The 21103-nt window shown below is 59.0% G+C and carries 19 protein-coding genes; 10 read left to right on the forward strand and 9 right to left on the reverse strand.

Annotated features, from left to right (window positions below; all coding sequences use genetic code 11):
- Nucleotides 1-724: 724 nt before the first annotated feature.
- Complete coding sequence (locus GOB90_RS19795; protein ID WP_373322062.1) at nucleotides 725-910, reverse strand: TraK family protein; 186 nt, start codon at nucleotides 908-910, stop codon at nucleotides 725-727.
- 234 nt (nucleotides 911-1144) lie between these two features.
- On the opposite strand from GOB90_RS19795, the gene GOB90_RS11265 reads away from it, so the two are divergent.
- The 10 genes from GOB90_RS11265 to GOB90_RS11310 all read left to right on the forward strand — a co-directional run bounded on the left by GOB90_RS11265 (nucleotide 1145) and on the right by GOB90_RS11310 (nucleotide 13626).
- Nucleotides 1145-1525, forward strand: a complete 381-nt coding sequence (locus tag GOB90_RS11265) for a plasmid mobilization protein (RefSeq protein ID WP_081563065.1) — start codon at nucleotides 1145-1147, stop codon at nucleotides 1523-1525.
- 152 nt (nucleotides 1526-1677) lie between these two features.
- Nucleotides 1678-2250 (forward strand): recombinase family protein, encoded by a 573-nt coding sequence (locus GOB90_RS11270; protein WP_146888786.1) that lies wholly within the window; start codon nucleotides 1678-1680, stop codon nucleotides 2248-2250.
- 58 nt (nucleotides 2251-2308) lie between these two features.
- On the forward strand, nucleotides 2309-3826 hold the full coding sequence (locus GOB90_RS11275; RefSeq protein ID WP_242011968.1) for a type I restriction-modification system subunit M: 1518 nt from the start codon (nucleotides 2309-2311) through the stop codon (nucleotides 3824-3826).
- Entirely contained in the window at nucleotides 3823-5046 is a 1224-nt protein-coding gene (locus GOB90_RS11280; RefSeq protein ID WP_146888789.1) for a restriction endonuclease subunit S, read from the forward strand. Before GOB90_RS11275 ends, GOB90_RS11280 begins: the two co-directional genes overlap by 4 nt.
- A complete protein-coding gene (locus GOB90_RS11285) occupies nucleotides 5046-8120 on the forward strand; it encodes a type I restriction endonuclease subunit R (protein ID WP_146888792.1) in 3075 nt (1024 codons plus the stop codon). The genes GOB90_RS11280 and GOB90_RS11285 overlap by 1 nt, the downstream gene beginning before the upstream one ends.
- A gap of 76 nt (nucleotides 8121-8196) precedes the next feature.
- Nucleotides 8197-10155: an ATP-dependent nuclease gene (locus tag GOB90_RS11290; RefSeq protein WP_146888795.1), complete on the forward strand. Its 1959-nt coding sequence runs from the start codon at nucleotides 8197-8199 to the stop codon at nucleotides 10153-10155.
- 4 nt (nucleotides 10156-10159) lie between these two features.
- Nucleotides 10160-12151 carry a UvrD-helicase domain-containing protein gene (locus tag GOB90_RS11295; RefSeq protein ID WP_146888798.1) on the forward strand — a complete coding sequence of 664 codons (1992 nt, stop codon included), beginning with the start codon at nucleotides 10160-10162 and terminating at the stop codon, nucleotides 12149-12151.
- Nucleotides 12148-12384 (forward strand): hypothetical protein, encoded by a 237-nt coding sequence (locus tag GOB90_RS11300; RefSeq protein ID WP_146888801.1) that lies wholly within the window; start codon nucleotides 12148-12150, stop codon nucleotides 12382-12384. Before GOB90_RS11295 ends, GOB90_RS11300 begins: the two co-directional genes overlap by 4 nt.
- 178 nt (nucleotides 12385-12562) lie before the next feature.
- Entirely contained in the window at nucleotides 12563-13222 is a 660-nt protein-coding gene (locus tag GOB90_RS11305) for a peroxiredoxin (protein WP_146888804.1), read from the forward strand.
- A complete protein-coding gene (locus tag GOB90_RS11310; protein WP_146888807.1) occupies nucleotides 13219-13626 on the forward strand; it encodes an ArsR/SmtB family transcription factor in 408 nt (135 codons plus the stop codon). Before GOB90_RS11305 ends, GOB90_RS11310 begins: the two co-directional genes overlap by 4 nt.
- A gap of 25 nt (nucleotides 13627-13651) precedes the next feature.
- On the opposite strand, the gene GOB90_RS11315 is transcribed toward GOB90_RS11310, so the two are convergent.
- From GOB90_RS11315 to GOB90_RS11345, 8 genes are all read right to left on the reverse strand, one after another.
- Nucleotides 13652-13990: a DUF1488 family protein gene (locus tag GOB90_RS11315; RefSeq protein ID WP_146888809.1), complete on the reverse strand. Its 339-nt coding sequence runs from the start codon at nucleotides 13988-13990 to the stop codon at nucleotides 13652-13654.
- Between the two features lie 78 nt (nucleotides 13991-14068).
- Entirely contained in the window at nucleotides 14069-14203 is a 135-nt protein-coding gene (locus GOB90_RS19525; protein ID WP_260175960.1) for a hypothetical protein, read from the reverse strand.
- 283 nt (nucleotides 14204-14486) lie between these two features.
- Complete coding sequence (locus tag GOB90_RS11320; RefSeq protein WP_242011969.1) at nucleotides 14487-15431, reverse strand: hypothetical protein; 945 nt, start codon at nucleotides 15429-15431, stop codon at nucleotides 14487-14489.
- A gap of 48 nt (nucleotides 15432-15479) precedes the next feature.
- A complete protein-coding gene (locus tag GOB90_RS11325; RefSeq protein WP_183187344.1) occupies nucleotides 15480-16550 on the reverse strand; it encodes a hypothetical protein in 1071 nt (356 codons plus the stop codon).
- A gap of 86 nt (nucleotides 16551-16636) precedes the next feature.
- Nucleotides 16637-17611 carry an Hsp33 family molecular chaperone HslO gene (gene hslO, locus GOB90_RS11330; protein ID WP_146888933.1) on the reverse strand — a complete coding sequence of 325 codons (975 nt, stop codon included), beginning with the start codon at nucleotides 17609-17611 and terminating at the stop codon, nucleotides 16637-16639.
- 140 nt (nucleotides 17612-17751) lie between these two features.
- Nucleotides 17752-18117: a hypothetical protein gene (locus tag GOB90_RS11335; protein WP_146888816.1), complete on the reverse strand. Its 366-nt coding sequence runs from the start codon at nucleotides 18115-18117 to the stop codon at nucleotides 17752-17754.
- Nucleotides 18114-19115 carry an ornithine carbamoyltransferase gene (argF, locus tag GOB90_RS11340; protein WP_261765967.1) on the reverse strand — a complete coding sequence of 334 codons (1002 nt, stop codon included), beginning with the start codon at nucleotides 19113-19115 and terminating at the stop codon, nucleotides 18114-18116. The genes GOB90_RS11335 and argF overlap by 4 nt, the downstream gene beginning before the upstream one ends.
- The gene (locus GOB90_RS11345; RefSeq protein ID WP_146888820.1) at nucleotides 19112-20305 is read right to left on the reverse strand and encodes an aspartate aminotransferase family protein; all 1194 of its coding nucleotides are present in this window, start codon (nucleotides 20303-20305) and stop codon (nucleotides 19112-19114) included. The genes argF and GOB90_RS11345 overlap by 4 nt, the downstream gene beginning before the upstream one ends.
- Nucleotides 20306-21103: the final 798 nt, after the last annotated feature.

The following is a 21103-nucleotide window of genomic DNA, read 5'->3' on the forward strand; positions in this document are numbered from 1 at the left end:
CAGAAGAAAACGCCGTCTTCCCGCTCATGCTAATCTGATCTCCGTTCGACACGGAAATGCAGAATCATCTTTCCCGCCCTACGTCATCTCAGAAATGAGGGGATGCCTGAGAGCGTGACCACGTAACTTTCTTTGCCAATAGAGAAGATCGCTAAAAAGCAGCTGCCCGCAATCTGTCGCTGAACGGGGCGCTCATTTCATCAGCAGCAGCGCGATATTGAATACCTGATCCTCCAAAAATGCCCTGTTGATAAGTGGTGACAGCTTTGTGGAATGACACGTACCTTCACCCACGTTTCCCTGTGGATTAGCACGTACCTTTACACACGCCCGGACACGTACTTTCACCCACACAAGTGGTATATAACATATTGAAATTGATATGTTTTTCTAACCCGTAACACGCGCGCGCGTTTTAACTTAAATATATTCTTTTAACGTCTGAGGGGCTCTTCCAGCTGGGGATATGTCTACAGCAACGTTCCGCAGTATAGGATGTAGTCGAGAGCCGAGGGTGTTTAAACACTTTGATCGTAGCGTTTAAACGGTACGCAATTCATTGTTTCTCTGGGCCACCTGCGGGAGACAGCCAGTAGGCAATACGATCAGGGCTCGGATTGAGGTTTAGCGGCCTTGGGCTGGAGACGTGACGTTTCGGAGATGCCTTTGGGCTCTGTTTCTCGAAGGCGGTAGAAGGGGCAGAGGACGGCTCTTTTTGGGATATCTATGAGGAGAGCCCCAAAATAAATTTCCTGACGTGCCGAGTGAACTGACTGTAGCTCATCTGAAGAGCATCGTGATGTTTTTGGAAGACATCTGACCTGTTGTAACCTTGCTCCAACTCTTCTGCGATGACGGATTTCAGGGCAAGAAACCTCACGCGAGCCATCCCCTTCTTATTTGGCGTCATTGTAACCACTTCCAAGGCATAGCCTTCCTATTAGCGCGCGAATATGCGCGAATATAATCCAATATGTGCAATTATAGGCGAATATATGCGAAAATCTTCCAGATCGTGAGACCGGGGGTGCATTCGCATATAATTGCATATTGTCGCGTGATGTTTGAAAGCAAGATAGGCTGCCCCGTCCGGGGCAACGTGCTTATTCGCCTTTGGCTCAACGCTGGATAAGGGGCAAGCCTAATGGAAGATCAGAGCAGAAAGCGCAACAAGCATGTGGGGCCGAGGGCCGGAACGCCAATCAAAGTTCAGGTTACGGCGGATGAGAGGAAGGCCATTCAGGATACTGCACGGAAGGTGCGGCTTCCTGTTTCTGCCCTGCTTCGGAAGTTGGCTCTTGGATACGAACCGCCAAGCAAGATTGACCTTGAAACCCTCTATGCGGTTGGACGGTTGCGGGGTGACTTCGGGCGGCTGGGTGGTCTCTTGAAATTGTGGCTTGTGGACGCGCCCGGTCAGGGTGTTCCTGAGAGCGACGTAAGGGCCGCGCTCGATACGATTTTGGCTAAGCAAGGTGAGCTTTCCAGCCTTATTGCAGCCATTGAGAAAGCGACTTGTAGCTGATGGCTCGTTTGGCATGGAAGCATGAGAACAATGCAAGACTGTCCAGAAAACGGTGGTTTTCCAAACACATCAAAAAATGACATCCGAGACTATCCGAACCCCAATTGTCGAGTTAACATTCTCGTCAAGTTTTCAACGTCCCGGTTGTGTCAATGAAACAGCGAATCGGCTACGCACGGGTCTCCACGGAGGACCAGCATCTGGACTTGCAGCGCGATGCGCTTCAGCAGGCCGGGTGCCATGTAATCTATGAAGAAACGGCGAGCGGAAAGAATGCCTCGCGTCTGGAGCTGGAGCAGTGCCGAAAGGCTCTGCGCGACGGCGATACGCTGGTGGTGTGGAGGTTGGATCGCCTAGGGCGCAGCCTACCGGATCTCGTGCAGATCGTAGCCGAGCTGGAGCGCTCTGGAATTGGCTTTGAGAGCCTCACCGAGAAAATCGAAACGAACAGCGCGGCGGGCAAGCTAGTCTTCCACGTGTTTGCGGCCCTCGCGGAATTCGAACGCAGTCTGATCCGCGAGCGAACTCATGCTGGTCTGGCTGCAGCGCGTGCCAGAGGCCGCTCTGGCGGCCGCAAACCGAAGCTCGGGGAGAAGCAGGTCCGCGAGATCAAGGCGCTGCTTCGTGACCCTGAAATACAGGTTGCCGATGTAGCCCGGCGCTACGGCGTGTCCCGAACCACCCTGTACAAGCATGTCGGTGTCGTGGCCCCACGGCACCCATGACGTTCAGCGCACATAGCCGCTCCCAAGGAATCACAAGAATGCTGTCTCGGAGACCACATTGAGCATCGAAAAAACCCTCTTCGCCGCCGCTGACAAGATGCGCGGCGCGATGGACGCCGGGGAATACAAGCACATCGCGCTTGGCCTGCTGTTCCTCCGCTATGTCTCCGAGGCCTTTACGCGACGGCATGATCTGATTGCCGAGGAGGGCGGCGATCCGGAGGACCGCGACGAGTATCTGGCCGAAAACACGTTCTTCGTGCCGCCATCGGCCCGCTGGTCTTCACTCGCCGCGCAGTCGAAGGATGCCCGCATCGGCGTGATGATCGATGACGCGATGCGTGAGATCGAAGCCGAGAACCCCAGCCTCAAAGGCGCGCTGCCAAAGGTCTTTGGTCGCGAGAGCATCGACCGCGCCATGCTCTCGGGCCTGATCGACCTATTCTCGAACCTTAAGCTTGATGGCACTCGTGCTGATTTCGACCTGATCGGGCGCATCTACGAATACTGTATTGGCGAGTTCGCCAGTAGCGAAGGCAAGCGCGGCGGAGAGTTCTATACGCCAAAATCAGTGGTCGATACGCTAATCGAGATGATTGAGCCCACCCATGGTCGCGTTTACGACCCATGCTGCGGTACGGGCGGCTTCTTTGTCCAGTCGGAAAAGTTCATCGACGCCCATCAGGGACGCACCGACGACATCGCCATCTACGGGCAGGAGCGCAACCACACCACCTTTGGTCTGGCCCGTATGAATCTGGCCATTCGTTCCATCTTCGCCGATATCCGCTGGAATTCCGAAGGCACGTTGCTGCGCGACGAGTTCCCGGATGAGCGTTTCGACTACATTCTCGCCAACCCGCCATTCAACATTTCGGACTGGTCGGGCAACCTGCTGCGCGAAGACGCCCGCTGGCGCTTCGGCGCACCGCCAGTTGGCAACGCCAACTTTGCCTGGATTCAGCATATCCATGCGCATCTGTCCGCCGTCGGAATCGGTGGCGTGGTCATGGCCAACGGTTCCATGTCGTCCATGTCTGGCGGTGAAGGCGAAATCCGGCAGGCGCTGGTGCAGGGCGATGCGGTGGATTGCATGGTCGCGCTGCCCGGGCAGTTGTTCTATGGCACGCAGATTCCCGCGTGCCTGTGGATTCTGGCCAAGGACAAGTCCAACGGTGTCGCCATGAACGAGAAGCTGCGCGATCGGCGCGGCGAGGTGCTGTTTATCGACGCGCGGAAAATGGGCGCGCTGGTGCCCGGCTCACGCAAGCAAAAGGAACTGTCAGAAGACGAGATCCGCCGTATCGCTGCCACCTATCACGCGTGGCGTGGTGAGGCGCGCGAGGGGGCTTACGAGGACGTGCCTGGCTTCTGTAAGTCGGCGACGCTGGCCGAGATCGAGGGGCATAACTTCGTTCTGACACCGGGCCGTTATGTCGGTGCGGGTGTGGGTGAGGAAGATGATGAACTGTTCGAGGAGAAGTTCGAGCGGTTGATGGGCGGCTTACGCGAGCAGTTTGCTGAAGGGCGAAGGCTGGAGGTTGAAATCGAATCTCGGTTGGGATCGCTCCAATGAAGGGATTTCAGTTAACCGAGGTCGGACGAATTGTTACAGGTAAGACGCCCAAGACCAGTCGCCCTGAATATTTCGGTGGCGACATCCCATTCGTCACCCCCTCGGACATGCAAGAAAGTCGCGTTATCGAAAGTACCGGCCGCAGCCTTACAGCTGACGGTGCGGCTACGGTGAAAAACTTGGTCATACCTCGTCATGCAGTGATGGTTTCTTGTATCGGTTCTGATATGGGAAAGACATATCTGTCCAATGGGCGGTGCGTTACCAATCAGCAAATCAACTCAATTATTGTGGATCGTGAAAAATTTGATCCTCTATTCATCTATTACAACCTCTCTGGAAGGCGCAGTGAGATACGCAATGCTGCGGCTGGCGCTGCGCAACCTATCCTGAACAAAACCGAGTTTGGAAAGATCCTCGTCGAGGCTCCATCGCTAGAGGAGCAACGCGAAATCGCAGCCACCCTTGGCGCCCTAGACGACAAGATCGAGCTGAACCGCAAGACGGCGGCGACGCTGGAGGAGATGGCGCGGGCGCTCTATCGCTCGTGGTTCGTGGATTTCGACCCGGTGCGCGCCCGCGCCGAGGGCCGCGCACCCGCCCACATGGACGCCGCCACTGCCGCACTCTTCCCCGACACCTTCGGCAAGGACGGGCTGCCGGAGGGCTGGAGTAAGGCGCCACTTAACACGCTTTGCAAAATCACAAGCGGCAAACGACCATCGCAGAAGGTATTAACGGAGAATGCAGACAATCCGATTCCTGTTTATGGCGGGAATGGGATTTCTTGGTTTACCAATAAAAAATTATTTGATGACAAATTTTTAGTTACAGGACGCGTTGGGACGTTGGGTACGGTCTTTCGTGTGCAAGAGGCGTGTTGGGTGTCAGATAATGCTCTTTGTCTTTTTCCGAAGAATGACGCAGGCTTTGAATATCTGTTTTTTGCACTTTCACAGATTGATATTCTCAGTTTGAACAGTGGTTCTACCCAACCCCTTCTTACACAGACTAGTCTTGCGGCTCAGAATTGTTTGCTACCCAACCAGCGGGTAATCTTGTCGTTTCACGAATATGTCTTTCCGTGGTTTGAGTCCCAAAGACACTTAGTGAGCCAAAACCGTACCCTGGCAATTCTACGTGACACTCTTCTCCCGCGCCTCATGTCCGGCGAACTGCGTGTGGCTGCCGCCCGCGAACTGATCGAGGAGGTCGCCTGATGGCCTGGATCAGCGAGGCGCAGCTTGAAACGCATTTCATGGAGAGCCTCGCGCCGCTCGGCTACAGGCTGGCAGATGGGGCAGATGTATCGCCCGAGGTGAAGGACCCGCTGCGGGCCAGCTTCCGCGAGACAATCCTCACCCCGGTGTTGCTGGAAAGTCTGGCGCGGCTGAACCCGGATGTGCCGAAAACTGCGTTAGAGGACGCGGCCCGGCGCGTCACCGACAGCGTATTTACTTCCGACATCGTGCAGGAAAACCGTCGCCTCCATGATCTGATGGTTCATGGCGTGCCGGTGACGTTCTTTCGCGATGGGGAGGAACGCAATGCCCGTGTTCAGCTGATCGACTGGAGCAACGCGGCCAATGACTGGTGCGCGGTGCGTCAGCTTGATGTGGTGGGTAAAACGGCGCGCATTCCCGATGTTGTGTTGTTCCTCAATGGCCTGCCGCTAGTAGTGGTAGAGCTGAAGGGCGTTGCCGGAGCGGATATCAAAGCCGCCTGGAACCAGATCGACACTTATCGGACCGACATCCCGGACCTGTTCCGAACCAATCTGCTGACCGTGATCTCGGACGGGCTGCATGCGCGCTACGGCTCGCTGTCGGCGGGTTTCGATCGTTATATGAGCTGGCGCACGGTGGACGGCACGACATTGGTGCCGAAGGGCTCAGAGCTTGAGCTTTCGACGCTGACGAAAGGTTTGCTCACGCCGCAAGTATTACTAGACATGCTGCGCTGGTTTGTGGTGTTCGAGGATGAGGGCAAGGGGCCGATCAAGAAGATCGCGGGCTATCATCAGTTCCATGCAGTGCGTAAGGCGTGCGAGACGATCCTGAGCGCTCGTGCGGGCGACGGCAAGGGCGGTGTGATCTGGCACACGCAGGGGTCGGGCAAGAGCCTGCTGATGACCTTCCTGTCCGGCCGCGTCATGCATCACCCGGCGATGGAGAACCCGACGCTGCTGGTGCTGACTGACCGCAACGATCTGGACAACCAACTTTTCGCGACCTTTGCCCGCTGCAAGGATCTGCTGGGGGAGGAGCCGGTACAGGCGGACAGTACCGAGGATCTACGCCGTCTGCTGGATCGTAATGTCGGCGGCATCATCTTTTCCACCATCCAGAAGTTCCGCCCGGAAACCGGCGAGACCTTCCCGGAGCTGACCGCACGCTCCAACGTAGTGGTGCTGGTGGATGAGGCGCATCGTACGCAATACGGGTTCGAGGCCAAGCTGAACAAGGAAACCGGCGAGATCCGCCACGGTCTTGCCTATCAGCTGCGCAAGGCGTTGCCGAACGCGGTGTATGTGGCCTTCACCGGCACGCCAGTGGAGCTGGTGGGCGCAGATACGCGCGGTGTGTTCGGCGACTATATCGACGTCTACGACATCGCACAGGCGGTCTCAGACGGCGCAACTGTGCCGATCTATTACGAGGCGCGGGTCGCGAAGATCACACTCGATGACGATATTGCCGCGACACTGGACGACGATTTCAACGAGGCAACGGAGATGCTGGCCGAAGATCAGGCTAGTGCGACCGCGAAGAAATGGACACGGGTTGAAGCGCTAGTCGGGGCGGATAAACGCCTTGATACGGTAGTTCAGGACATCCTTACCCATTTTGATGCCCGGCTGGAGGCGATGGACGGCAAGGCGATGATCGTCTGCATGAGCCGCCGCATCTGCGCCGAGGTCTATGATCGCATCATTGCCGCACGGCCAGACTGGCACGGTGACACAGACGATACCGGCAATGTCAAAGTGGTGATGACCGGTTCGGCGACCGACCCGGCAACGCTGCAGCAGCATATCCGCTCCAAGACCCGGCAGGAGGCGATCCGTAATCGGTTCAAAAACCCGGCCGATCCGCTGAAACTCGTCATCGTGCGCGACATGTGGCTGACGGGCTTTGATGCGCCGTGCATGCACACGCTCTACGTCGATAAGCCGATGAAGGGGCACGGGCTGATGCAGGCCATCGCTCGCGTAAACCGCGTGTTCCGCGACAAGCCTGCGGGTCTGGTGGTGGACTATATCGGCATCGCGGCAGAGCTGAAGGCGGCGCTGGCGCACTACTCACAGACCGATCAAGCCCAGACTGGCATCGATGAAGCCGAAGCGGTCGCTGCCTTTCTGGACGCCTTGGACGTGGCACGGACGCAGTTCCATGGGTTTAATAACTATGGGGCCGCGTTGCATGGTGCGCCGAGCGAGCGTCTGGCCGTGCTCCCGGGCGCGATAGAACACATTCTGGCCCAATATCGCGACAGCGACGCGGGACCGAAGCGTTTTCATGATGCTGTCGCGGCTCTCGTCAAGGCTTACAAGCTGGCATCGGGCAGTCCTCAGGCGACCGAGCATGCGGAGGAGGTGGCGTTCTTCGCTGCCGTCCGATCAAGCCTAGGCAAGCTGGATGTAGGCGGCGGTCGCAATGATGGCGGGACCGATTTCGCGATCCAGCAACTGGTCAACAACGCCGTGGCATCGACAGAGGTGGTCGATATCCTAGAGGCCTGCGGATTCGACCGGCCGGACATCAGCGTTCTGTCCGACGCCTTCATGCTCGAGCTTCAGAACATGCAGCACCGCAATCTGGCGGTGGAAGCGTTGAAGAAGTTGTTGAATGGCGAGATCAAGGCACGGACGCGCACTAACGTGGTCCAACAGGAGGCTTTCTCGTCCCGGCTGGAAGAGGCAATCGCTCGCTACCATAACCGCAGTGTTGATGCCCTTCAGATCCTTCAGGAACTGATCGCGCTGGCCAAGGATCTACGCAACGAGCCCGAGGATGGCCTGAATGCAGCCGAGCGCGCGTTCTACGACGCGCTCGCTCAGAATGAGAGCGCCGTGCAGGTGATGAGCAATCAGGAGCTGAGGGTGATTGCGACGGAGTTGGTGTCCACAGTTCGCAACAATTCGGGGGTGGACTGGTGGAAGAGGGAGAATGTCAGGGCCAAGATGCGTGTGGCGATCAAGCGAATCTTGCACCGGCATGGCTATCCGCCAGATTTGGCCTCAGAGGCCGTCAAGCTAGTGCTGCGGCAGGCGGAAGCTTTGGCAGTGAGCTGACTGAAATCTCGTAGCTTATTCTAGATCAGTGACCTTTCTTTGCGCATGGCTTGTCGATTGTTAGTGAGAAGAGATCGTGTACATTTCAGAGATATATGCAAGTGGTTTTCGTTGTTTCGATCCTCTCACTCCGCTGCAGCTTTGCCTCTCTTCTGGCTTAAATATTTTCGTTGGGCCAAATGATGCGGGCAAGAGCGCAATTGTTGACGCTGCTCGCTACGTCCTATGGACGCGTGGCGACGACTATATCCGCCCGGACGAGCACGATTTCCACGTCGACGCCGATGGCGCACGGGGTTGCGACTTCATCATTCGCTGCACCTTCGACGATCTCAGCGCGGATGAAGAGGCTCGGTTCCTCGAATGGTGCACCAACGAAAAGGGGAAGCTCCGTCTTCACGTCTGTATGCGGGGCGCTCGGCGCGTTTCTCCTGGTGGTGGCAGCATCATCTCCAGCCAGCACCGCGCCGGCGCCGAAGGCGAAGGCTTACCGCTCGACGGGGAACTGCGCGAGTATTTGAAGGCCACCTATCTCAAGCCTCTGCGGGACGCCGAGCGTGAGATGCGAGCGGGGCGCCGGTCACGCCTGTCGCGTATTCTGGGGGCAATGCCCACGATGGGGCCTCAGAGCAAGCCGGCGGCGCCAGGCGCCAACGCTACGCTCTATGACACGCTTGCCGCCGCCGATGTCGCCGTCCGAGACAACCCTGCCGTGTACGGCGTGGCCAATAGCGTGAACACTGATTTCCTCGACAAACTGTCGTTCGTCGATGATCGCCTCGTGGCGACGCTGGACCTCGGCGCTGGTGGCTCGTTCGATCAGATTCTCGAAAGGTTCGAGCTTTATCTGAATGCCAAGGCTGGCACGGAGCGAGTGCAGCGGGGGCTAGGCTACAACAACCTGCTCTTCATGGCAGCCGAGCTGCTATTGCTTCAGTCGCATCCCGACCAGGTGCCGTTTCTGCTGATTGAGGAGCCCGAAGCGCATCTGCATCCGCAGCACCAGACGCTCTTCATGGAAGTGCTTGCGGCCCGCGCCGCCAAGCCGGACCCGGACAAGGGCGAGACCCATCAGCAGGTCCAGGTGTTACTCACCACCCATAGCCCGCAGCTCGCGGCCGGCGCTGAGCTTGAAACCATGACGATGATCGTCGGTCACCGCGCTTTTCCGCTGGGCGCGGCCCATACCCGGCTCGAAGTGGACGATTATGAGTTCCTTCGCCGGTTCCTCGATGCGACCAAGGCCAACCTGTTCTTCGCTCGTGCGCTGATTGTAGTCGAGGGCGACGGCGAGCACCTGTTGCTGCCGGCCGTCGCCGAGAAGCTAGGCCGTCCGCTCAGCCGCCACGGCGTGTCGATCGTCAATGTCGGCCACCGTGGTCTGTTCCGCTATAGCCGGATTCTGCAGCGTAAGGCCGGGGACGCGGTGCCGGTGCCTGTGGCGCTCATTCCAGATAGGGACATCCCGCCACCTGAAGCCAAAGGTCTCGTCGGCGAGCGCAAGACTGAGAACGAGTTGACTCAGGACGAGATCGCAGCGCGGCTGAAGACGCTGCGGCGCGATATCGGAGATCCCGTCGACGCTTTCATCGCCGATAGCTGGACACTTGAGTTCGATCTCGCGCTCCGACCCGAGCTTGCCGAGAGCGTTCACCAAGCGGTCCAGCTCGCCAAGACCAGCAGTCGCAAGCCCGAGTGGCTGGCGAAGATCGTGAAGAGCGCTAGTGAAACCTACGCGGGCTGGAAAGAGGCGGGGCACTCTGCGACCGAGATCGCCGTCAAGATCTACCAGCCCGTCCATGACAAGGACGCCTCCAAGGCCGAGGTCGCCGAGCAACTCGCTGCCATATTGCGCAAGCGCACGGATACGCCGGAACAGATGCGCGATCGGCTCCCTCCTTATCTGGTGCGCGCGATCGATTACGTGACGGGTGGCTATGTTCCCGGCGCGCCGGCAACCGCTCCTGAGCTGGATGCTGAAGACGAAGAGATTGGGGCCGCCGGGATAGAGGGCGCGGCGGCGGCGGAGGGGTAACGTCATGTTCGAAATCCTGCCGCTGACGCCTGAACTGCTTGCTGAACTTGGCGACGAACTGGGCGGCCGCGATTTCACCGACGCGAGCCAGACCGACTTCCTGGCCAAGACCACCCCATGTGACGTCCAGGCAGCGCCCGGCAATGGTAAGACGACGCTGCTGGCGGCGAAGCTCGCGCTGCTTTCACGTAACTGGCTGACCCGCAGGCGGGGCGTCTGTGTGATCTCGCATACCAATGCCGCACGGACGGAGGTCGAAGACCTGATCGCCCGCCACCCGACAGCGGCGCGACTGACGTCCTATCCCCATTTTACCGGCACGGTCACGGCTTTCATCAACCAGTACCTTGCCTTGCCTTACCTCAGCGGCTTGGGCTGGAGCGTGCGCCAGATTGATGACGACGCCTTCGCGGCGGAGGCGTTGAGGCGGTATCCCGGTTGGGGCGTCCTCGACAGTCTCGCCAAGAACAAGAAGCTCAAGCTGAAGCGTAGGCTCGAAGAGTGGATTGCGCTCCTCGATTTGGATCCGGGTTTCACGGACATAGATGCAGAGCCCCAGACACTCACGGTGCGCCGCCGCAAAGGACAATGGGGTGCCCACACCGATTGCGGGAAGGCGCTCGAATCCCTCAAGGCCTCGATGGTCAGGAGCGGACTCTATCGCTACGCCGACATGACTGCGCTCGCATGGCGTGCGCTCCGTGAAAACCCGGCTCTGGCCGCGCGGCTTCGTGATCGCTTCCCGCTCGTCATTCTTGATGAGGCGCAGGACACTCATGGCGAACAGCTTCGACTGCTGGAGCACGTCTTCAAGCAGGACGGGACAGCGTTCCAACGCCTCGGGGACAGCAATCAAACGCTCTACGAGGACGATGGAGCGGCCCCGGCCTATTGGACGCCAGGCCCCGACTGCATCCCTCTTGATACGAGCCGCAGGTTCGGCGGGGAGATCGCCGGTTTTGCAAGCCGGCTGACCGCGCGGCAGGCTCAGACGATTGTGGGCTTGGGCATACGGCCTGCGTCGCGGGTGATGCTCCTGTTCGACGAGAGTACGATCGGCAGGGTTCTCGGAGCCTTCGCCGAAGAAGCGCGCGCGCTGTGGGGCGAAGATTGCAGCAGGCGCGACGTCTGGGCCGTCGCATCGCGTCACAATCTGACCGGCAAAAAGGGGGCGTGGCAGCCGAAGAGCCTAGTCGACTATCACCCTGCATATCGCAGCGAAGGTGGTTCTCGCGGGAAGGCCAACCTTCTGTGCCGGCAGTTTCAGAAGGCTGCGGTACACCATGCCTCAGCACGCCCTCCCGCCGAGGTTAGTGAGATGCTCGCGGTCGGCATTTCCAGTTTGGCGCGCGCCCATGGGTGGAGAGCGGCGAATGATCGTCCAATTACCGCGCACAATGTGTGGACGGCACTATCACATCGCGACCTCGCGTTGCCACGGGCTGTGCGCCGACTACTGCGGGATCATGTGCTTGCCGGCGACGCGGCGTGGGATCAGGCGGCATGGTTGATTTTCATGGAACAGTTGTTGCCGCTCTTCAGTCCGCATCCTCTGGGCGCTGAAGCGGAAATCGCGGACTTTTGCAGTTTCGTCGCCGAACAAAAGGCCGATCCCGCCGACCCCGAACGCCGCTCTACGAAACAGGTGCAGTTCGACGATCTCACATTGCGGCTGGGATCGATCCACTCGGTCAAGGGCAAGAGCGTCGACGGAATTCTCGTCGTCGAGAGCGAGGTATGGAAAGGCAGCGGAGCAGACGAGCAGTGCATCGATCTGACCACGGTCCTGCCCCGTGCCTTTGGAGTTACTGACCAGCCATTTACGGGCGTAGGACTAAGCGCCGCGACTAACGTCTTTGTGGGTGTGACCAGGCCGCGGGAATTGCTTGGACTGGCGTTGCGCAAATCCGAAGCAACGGCGCTGATAGGGCCTGCCACGGATCAAGGGTGGAAACTCGTTGACCTTGTAGCCCAGGCGGCGGAGTTGAAGGAGTGAGCGAGCCCGTGTCGACCACGGGGTTGGGAACGTTGGACAAGCTGATTGGTTTGACGAAGCACACGACGCACGGCCAAGTACCAAGCCCGGTCTCTCCGCATTACTGGTTCTTACGCATCCCAATCGCCATCTGCTCGATAGCTCCAGTCAAAGTCGAAGCCAAAAAGCCTACACATGGTATTTTTCGTGGTTTGAGAGTCGTTAGTTTTGATAAATATAAGCAAAAACAATGAGTTGGTATGTCTGTTTATAATTGAGTGGGAATGAAGAGTTTTTGAGAGGGGCGATGCTCCTGCCGGGTTTGAGGGATGGTCTCTCAGACGTCCGGCTTGCCGAACGACACTTTGCCGGTTTAGTTAATTAAGAAACACTGACCCGCAAAAGACTGTTTGTTCTGGCATAAGGATGACTATGACCGGCCTGTCACCCGCTCCTTCTCCGGCCCCGCATGAGGCTGTTGCGCCGCGTATTGGCGATATGGCGCCGGATTTTACGGCTCGGACCACGCAGGGCGCTCTGACGCTGAGCGATCTGCGTGGACAGTGGGTGCTGCTGTTTTCGCATCCCGCGGATTTTACGCCGGTGTGTACGAGCGAGTTTATTGCGCTGGCACGGGAGGCGGACCGGTTCGCCGCGCTGAACTGCCGGCTGGTGGGGCTCTCGGTGGACAGTTTGCCGTCCCATCTGGCGTGGCTTGAGGCGATCCGTGTCAGCTTCGGGGTGCGGGTGCCGTTTCCGGTGGTGGAAGATCCTTCGATGGCCATTGCGCGGGCTTACGGGATGCTGGATGTCGCGGCGGACAGCAGTGCGACAGTTCGCGGCGTGTATGTGATTGATCCGGCAGGGGTCATTCGGGCCATCACATGGTATCCGGCTTCGGTCGGCCGGTCGGTCGAGGAACTGCTCCGGCTGCTTCAGGCCTTACAGCAGGCGGATCGGGCCGGGGTTCTGACGCCTGAAGGCTGGCAGCCGGGGGACGATGTGGTCGTTCCGGGCGAGCTAACGGAAGGCGCGGTCACAGCGACAGGGCAGGCGTGGTTTTTGCAGTATGCGCGATGCACGCAGTCATGACGCGGCTGACCGGGGAGGATGCGCGGCAGCTGACTGAGCGTTTGCGGCTTCTGGCGCAGCCGCAGCGGCTGATGATCCTGGATCTGTTGCTGGAAGGAACGCTTGCGGTCAGCGATATCGAGGCGCGATCGGGGATCGGACAGCCGACGCTAAGTCAGCAGCTTGGCACGTTGCGCCGGGCGGGGATTATTGCGGCAAAGCGGGATTCCCGTTCCATGCATTACAGTTTTTCCAGTGAGACGGAGCGGGAGAGGACGCGGCTTCTGCTCGGGCTGCTGTGTGGCAGTCAGGTCATGGCACCGGTTATCACGGTTTCTGAGGGATATGTGGAGCGTGAATCCGGCGGCGATGGCGGAGGGGCGCGGTTTGCGCGGGTTCTTGGTTCCGGGCGACGGACACCCTGACCCGCCAGATTGCCGGGGGAGAGCTTCATTCAGATATTACGGCAGTATCCCGGGGTATTTTGCCGAAGACCGGGACGCCTTTTTCGGGCGGGACGTGGCGTAAATCTTCGCTTCCGAGCATGACGATCACGTCGGAGGCTTTTCCTGATCTGGCAAATTTCAGTGTTGCGGCGGCATGAATAAGAACCCGGAAACGCTGGAATGACTGCCGGCGTGCTGCCAGAGTGGCGGGCGATGCGAGGCCGGCGGCGGCTTCCAGAGCTTCATCAAGGACACGGCAACTGACGCGCTGATTGCCGGCGAAGATTTCAAAAGAGATATGGCCCCTGTCTGCCTGATCGGAGGGCTGTGGCGTCAATGTCATAGATCCTCAGTCCTGCTCCGCAGACGGCCGGTTTTTCGGAAAATCAGAGTAATATCCGGAAACCGGCGCAATGCGGGGTTATTTTTTTCCGCTTTTTGAGAGGGAGGCCTTACCCTGCAACTGAAGCAGGGCATGCTGCGCCTCGGGGCTTGTTTTTTTTACAGCTTTTGGCTTCTTTAATTCACGATTGCCGCGTTTCTGACCTTTGGCCATGAGATAATTCCTTTCTGAATACGGATCAGAGAACCGTACAAGAACTGATCGCGGATGCGGTTGTCCGTATGGATAATATTCAGACACAGGGAAGCCTGACGGCAGAACGAAATATTTTAACTTGTTTGTTCTGAAATTTCTGCCGTTGATATCTTCTCTATCACTTCGGAGACAGGCGCGGCTATTTTTATTTTATTATCTCACGATAACATTTTGGATATAATGGCAGACAGCCGGCTGGCAAACCGGAGTATTCTGTCTGCCCGGTTTGTCAGATGGTTGCTCAGTATCCTGTTGAAGAGGTGGATGTTGATTGTGTCGTCGGGGATGGCAGATGCAGATAGCCGGCTGCCGGGGTGCGCTTCTGTTCTGTTGTCGTTTCCGATGAGTCCGACGAGGAGCCGCTTGGGAAGATAGCATCCGGTTCCGTGGATGCCGCCGCCGGCGCAGAGGCTGTGCCCGCTGAAGATGCGGCAGTGCCTGTGGCCTGTCCGGTTGTTTCTGGTGTGGCGAGTGCCGTTCCGGAAGAAACAGGCGCCGCGTCCGTTGTTGCCGGAGCCGTATCGCCGGTTGTATCGGTGGTGTGTGTTCCGGAACCGGTCAGCGTCTGCGTCTGAATCGCCCCGGCGACAGGCGTGCCGCCTGCATCAACCAGCCAGTCCTTCAGGTTTTTGCGGATCTGAAATTCCATCTCCACGTTCATGTCCTGCATCATCTGCCGCGTCATGTCATAGAGATTTGCGCGGCTGTCGCTGTCCCCCTTGTTCAGATCGGGTTTGAAGTTGCGTGTCACATGCGCTTCCGCGACGCCGAGTTGCTGGCCGGTTGCGGAGTTGATGTCGAGATGCGCATCCATCTGCCCGGTTAATGTGCCGCCGGGCTGATGCAGAATCGAGGCGTGGTCTACAGTGAAAATAGCCGACCCGGTTTGCCCGGCTGCGACGAGGCGATCCTGCGCGACCTGCACGAGGGCCTGATCAGGGGGGATCGGTGCCTGTCCGGACTCGTCGCCGGGAACGCTGCCGGCGATTGCATGATCGAGAACCTGCACCGTCGCGACGTTAAACTGCAGCTTTGAGAGATAGTCGTACTGATAAGGCGGGAACGAGGTTGTTGCATTGTCCGATCCGCAGCCTGACAGCAGGCTGGCGGATGCGATTGCGGTGGCCATCAGACCCGCGCGTGAGACGCGCGTGAAAGTCAGAAACCGGTTGCGAACACGCGTCATTTCACGTTCCTTCATTTCTGCGGGCAGCACGGTTTCTGATGCCATGCCTCAGAGTACTTTGTCATGATACGATTCAAAAGCAGCCGCGTCGGCAGCTCTCGTATGGTTTTTGCTGATTCTCTCAGAAGAGAATGCGGGGCCGAACGCATCGGTAATCTGAGCGTCTGACAGGCTGAGTTTCCCCGTTGTGCTGTCCGGCAGCCAGTTCCCGGGCAGAGGAGGTGGTGAGGTCGCGAGCGACGAAGCCGCGCCAAGGGTAAAGCTTCCCGTTGCGCCGAAATCCATGAGGAGGTGGTCGGGTGCGGCGGAGACATGGTTCGGATCGTCCATGAAACGGGATAGTATCCGCCCCGGGATCTGCTGTGCCTGAGAGGCAGGGAGGTCGGTCACGATCGTATCGGTCCCGGGACTGTAAATAACCGGTTTCGGAATGGGATCACGGGATGAGGTTCTGCCGGTGCCGACATAAAGAACTGTGCCGGAGACCGGGTCCGCGAACCGTGTCAGGTGGAGGTCATTGTCTTTCAGAACGTGATGGCCGCACAGAACGGAAGACCCGTAGGGGAACAGGATAACGGGTGACGTCTGTTCCGAAAGGCCCTGCGCCGACGGGAGGAGCGGAGCGAGCGCTGGCAGGTCCGAAGACGGCGCATCGGATGGCGGGACGAGAGACATTCCGGACAGGGCGACCGATGTAATGCAGCGCGGAGGACGAAACCGTGCCAGCCAGGTTGTGATCATGGCGTCGCGCAGCCGGGCGCTGAGGTTTTTTATCTGGCTGGCGGCTTCCGAAGGTGTCTGTTTTACGGCTTTCAGCGATCGTTGCGTCAGTGAGTGGAAAAATGGTGACAGAGAGTCGACCATTTCGTTCCGCTCGGACTCAGTCAGATCTTCGAACAGACTGGCGCGGTAATTGAGGTTGGCGTCGAAGATCCAGTAAGCTTCCGTCCCGTTTTCGTGGCATAGCCGGGCCACGGCCATGGGAAGCAGGGTGACGTGCAGAGCGGTGATATGCCAGCCGGGATAGAGAGTGCGGATCGGTTTTCCGCGGATACAGAGCGGGAAAATATGTGGTCCGAGACGGATGACAAACGCATCTGATTTGCCGGGTGATGACATTTGTGACGCATCCGTGCTGATGGTTCTCACTCCCTGCTCCGGGGCGCCCGATGGTTTAGCAGAGCTCTGACCGGTCTTGTCCGTCGTCATTGTTCAGGCGGGTGCCTTCCGACCTCGTCGCGCCTGAAATGGAAATCGACGTTACAGAACTCGCATTTCATCGTGATCTGACCGTCTTCAGCCATGTGGTCCAGGTCGTCGCCCGGGAAGCGTTCCAGCACGTCGGCCAGTTTTGCTCGTGAGCAGCGACAGCCATAGGCCAGGGCGCGCGACGTGCCGACACGGAGTTCTTCCTCATGGAAAAGCCGGTGCAGCACGGTTTCCGGTGGCAGCGATTCATCGAGCAGTTCGTCTTCGGTAAGAGTGCGTGCGAGCACGACGGCTGTGTCCCAGGCATCTTCGCCGAGTTCGTCCAGAGCCTCGCTGACATCGCTGTTCCGGTGCGTTCCGCCTGTTCCGGCGATCCGCTCCAGAATCAGGGCTCCGGCACGCCAGCCTTCCGGAGTGTGTCGGGCGGCCAGCATGAGCCAGCAGGCATGCTGTTCGCTGGTTTCGAAATAATGGGCCGCCATATCGGAGAGATTATTTCCAGAGATTTCGACGATTCCCTGATGCCGGTCCATTTCCGGTCCCTGATCCACGGTCAGGGCGAGATAGCCTGAGCCCGTCAGGTCCCTGTCTGTCGGATGCGGATTTCCGGCCAGAAGTTTGTCCAGCGCTTCCTGGTCTTCGCGTACGTAGAAACGCAGCGCGCCGGTATCCGTGCAGTCCGCGAGCAGCAGGCTGAGCGGGCCGTCGCCCTTGATCTGGAGAGAGAACGAACCCTGAAATTTCAGGGCCGTGGAGAGGGCGGCGACCAGGGCCAGGGCCTTTCCGCCCAGGGCGGAGACAGCGGGGACCGTGTCGTGGCGGCTGAGCAGCGCGTCGGCCAGGCGACCGAGCCGCACGAGGCGCCCGCGAACCGGTCTTCCTGCAAGATGAAACGGCGTGACGCCGCCGGGGACCACGATATCGGGAACGTCAGGGCGACCGCGATCGAGAAAAGCCGGGGTCTCTGGCATGGTCATACTCCTGTCCGTCCGCGGAGCCGGGTTTCCGGTCGCCGCATCCGGGCCTCCTGAATGGTCCGGGCCGGGCCGTCCATGACACAACGTATCTGTCCGGCGCCCCACGGACGCATATGTATTACGTCACGTCCGGTTTACAAATCGGACGTCAGTTCGCTTTCTATGGTTTCCAGCTTTTCCCCGAAGGCACGCCAGACGGCGTCATCAAGTGTAAATCCGTTTTTCAGAGCGCGCAGCAGACCGAGACGGCAGGCATCATGGCCTGTATCGAGATCGGTGGTGCGGGGCACGCCGGCCAGGCAGTCCAGATAGGAATCCCGGTAGCGGCTCAGTTCGGCTGTGCTCAGGTTCAGCGTTGCAAACGCTGCATCCACTTCCGGTTCCAGCCATCCTGGCGCTGCGGGCGTGTCTTCGGTCGTGCTCGACAGCGCCGGGCCATCTTCAGGCCCTGTCCCGACAACCCGTGTCGGTTCGCTGTCATTTTCTGTCGTCCCGGTCATTCCGGCTCCTTTCCGAAACGGGTCCAGTCCTCGCCGCCCAGCGCCCACACCAGCAGGCCTTTCTGCGCGTGAAGACGGTTTTCCGCTTCGTCAAACACCACGGACTGAGGTCCTTCGAAAACCTCTTCCGTCACTTCCTCGCCAATATGAGCCGGGAGGCAGTGCATGAACAGAGCATCTTTTGCCGCGTGGGACATCAGGGAGCGGTCAACGCGATAGGGTTCCAGCAGGATGACCCGCTCGGCGGCGGCTTCGTCCGACATGCTGACCCAGGTGTCGGTAAGGATGCAGTCCGCGCCCGACACGGCCTCGCGCGGGTCATGTGTCAGGAACAGTTTTGCGCCGTTGGTACGGGCCCAGGCGACGACTTCCTTGTCAGGTGGCAGCTGTTTCGGGGTGGCCACGCGGAGGGCGAAATCAAAGCGTGCGGCGGCTTCCATCAGTGAGGAGGTGACATTGTTGCCATCTCCGACCCAGGCCAGCGTGCGGCCTTTAATGGGCCCCCGATGCTCTTCGAAGGTAAGGATGTCCGCCAGGATCTGCACCGGATGGGACGCCGGTGTCAGTCCGTTAATGACGGGGACGCTGCTCCAGCGCGCGAGATCACGCAGGGAGGTGGTGCGTCCGGTGCGCAGCACGATGGCGTCCACGAAGCGGGACAGCACCCGGGCTGTGTCCTGAATGGATTCGCCGCGGCCGATCTGGGTATCGCTGGCTGAGAGGACGACGGCGTCCCCGCCGAGCTGGCGGATGCCGACTTCGAAGGAGACGCGGGTTCGGGTTGAGGGTTTGGAGAGCAGGATGCCGAGGGCGCGGCCTTCGAGAGGTTTCGCCGGATGCAGCGGGCGTTTGCGGCCCTGCTGCATTTTTTTGATACCTGCGGCGACATCAAGAATCTGGCGCAGTGTGGCTGCATCCAGGTCACGGATATCGAGGAAATGCCGGGGCGTGCTGCCGTTCTGATGAGCGGGGGGGAGAATGTTGGTTGCGGTGCTCACGAGACGGTCTCCCGGGAGGTGGCCCGAATGGCTTCGGCGGCCTGTTTCAGCCGGGAGACGGCTTCGTGGCAGTCGGCTTCGGTGATCACCAGCGGGGGGACAAGACGGAGCACGTTATCGCCAGCCGTCACGGCCAGGAGACCTGCGTTATGGGCGGCATTCAGCACATCCGCTGCTTTTGGAACGCATTTCAGGCCGATCAGCAGGCCGAGGCCGCGCCGTTCGGAGAATATGTCGGGGCATTCCCGGATGAGGTTATCAAGCAGCGTGTCGAGCAGACGCGCCCGCTCGCGCACCTGTTCCAGAAATCCCGGGGCGAGAAGCACGTCGAGCACGGCGTTGGCGGCGGCACAGGCAAGCGGGTTGCCGCCGAAGGTTGTGCCGTGGGAGCCGGCAGTCAGGTGCTTTGCGACGGTTTCCGTGGCGAGAATCGCGCCGATCGGAAAGCCGCCGCCGAGACCTTTGGCTGTCGACATGACATCCGGCGTGACGCCGGCCCATTCATGCGCGAAAAGCTTTCCGGTTCGTCCGACCCCGGTCTGCACTTCATCGAAGGCGAGGAACAGGCCGAACTCGTCGCACATGGTGCGGAGTTCCCGGAGGAAGCGCATGTCGGCGGCTTTGATCCCGCTTTCGCCCTGGACAGGTTCGAGCATGACGCCGGCTGTCTCAGGGGTGATGGCCGAGCGGACGGCGTTCATATTGTTCAGCGGCACATGATCGAAGCCGGGTGCGCGCTCGCCGAAGCCATCGAGATAGGCCGGGTTTCCGGTGGCCGAGAGCATGCCGAGTGTGCGGCCATGGAAGGCGCCATCGAAGCAGAGGATGCGCGTGCGTTCCGGATGGCCGGATTTTGCCTGGGCCCGGCGGACGGCTTTCACCATGCCTTCATTGGCTTCCGCGCCGGAATTGCAGAAGAACACACTGTCCGCGAAGGTGGCTTCGACCAGTCGCGCGGCCAGTTTTTCGGCCTGAGGGATCCGGAACAGGTTGGATACGTGAATCACCCGCGCGGCCTGTTCGGAGATGGCCTTCACGAGATGCGCGTTGGCGTGTCCGAGCGAGCAGGTGGCGATGCCTGCCGCGAAATCGAGAAATCGTCGCCCGTCCGTCGCGTACAGCCAGGCGCCTTCGCCCCGCTCGAAAGCGAGGTCGGCACGGTTGTAGGTCGGCATAAGAGCGGGAATCATCGAACGCGTTACTTCTTGTCTGAATTAATATTCCTGAAACGGAAACCGCCCGCTGCCTGGTGGGAGCGGGCGACCGGTTCGGTACTATGATGACCGTGCTGTTACGCTCAAGTCAAACGGTGATGGAGCGGGAGGTGATAAATATGTGCGGTTCCGGATGTTTCAGACCTGATTATCGGGGCGGGCCGTCTTTCTGAATGAAGAAAGGTTTTCGGGCCGTAGCCAGGCCCCTTAAAATTGAGGGGGCTCTTTTTGATCGCCGGTTTATTATACAAACCGGGTGACGGGGCTGCTTTATCTTCTCTTTACTCGCGCAGTTATCACCACATGAATCTGGTATGGTGGAAATGGCCCGCAATTATCCGTCTTCTGCCACTATGAAAACGGATAATTCATAAAACTATCTGATATGGTTTGTTGTTTAAAGCTGGTCACGGTCAGCCGGGAATGAAGCAGCTTATCCCGCTAATCTGCGGGCACCTTGCTCCAATGGGGATCGCAGGTCGGTAGTATGCTGGTATGCAGACTGCTGTTCATGGCAACAATCAGATACCCGAGACTCAGGAAGGGCTCCCGGGCGGGTTGTCGTCACAGTATTGCCTGATCGCTTTTGACAAGCCTCTCTCTGCTTTGCCGCAGATAACGATGCGGATTTCATACGACAGGTCCGGAGCCTGGATTCAGTAAAATACGTTTTCCGGGCGCTTTTTTTACAACTCCGATGCAGTTGGGGCTCTTCGTTGTTTTCGACTCATTTGCGAATGCAGAAATCTTTGGACCTCCGACATATTTTGTAAG

It is taken from the genome of Acetobacter oeni, assembly GCF_011516825.1.
GTDB lineage: Bacteria > Pseudomonadota > Alphaproteobacteria > Acetobacterales > Acetobacteraceae > Acetobacter > Acetobacter oeni.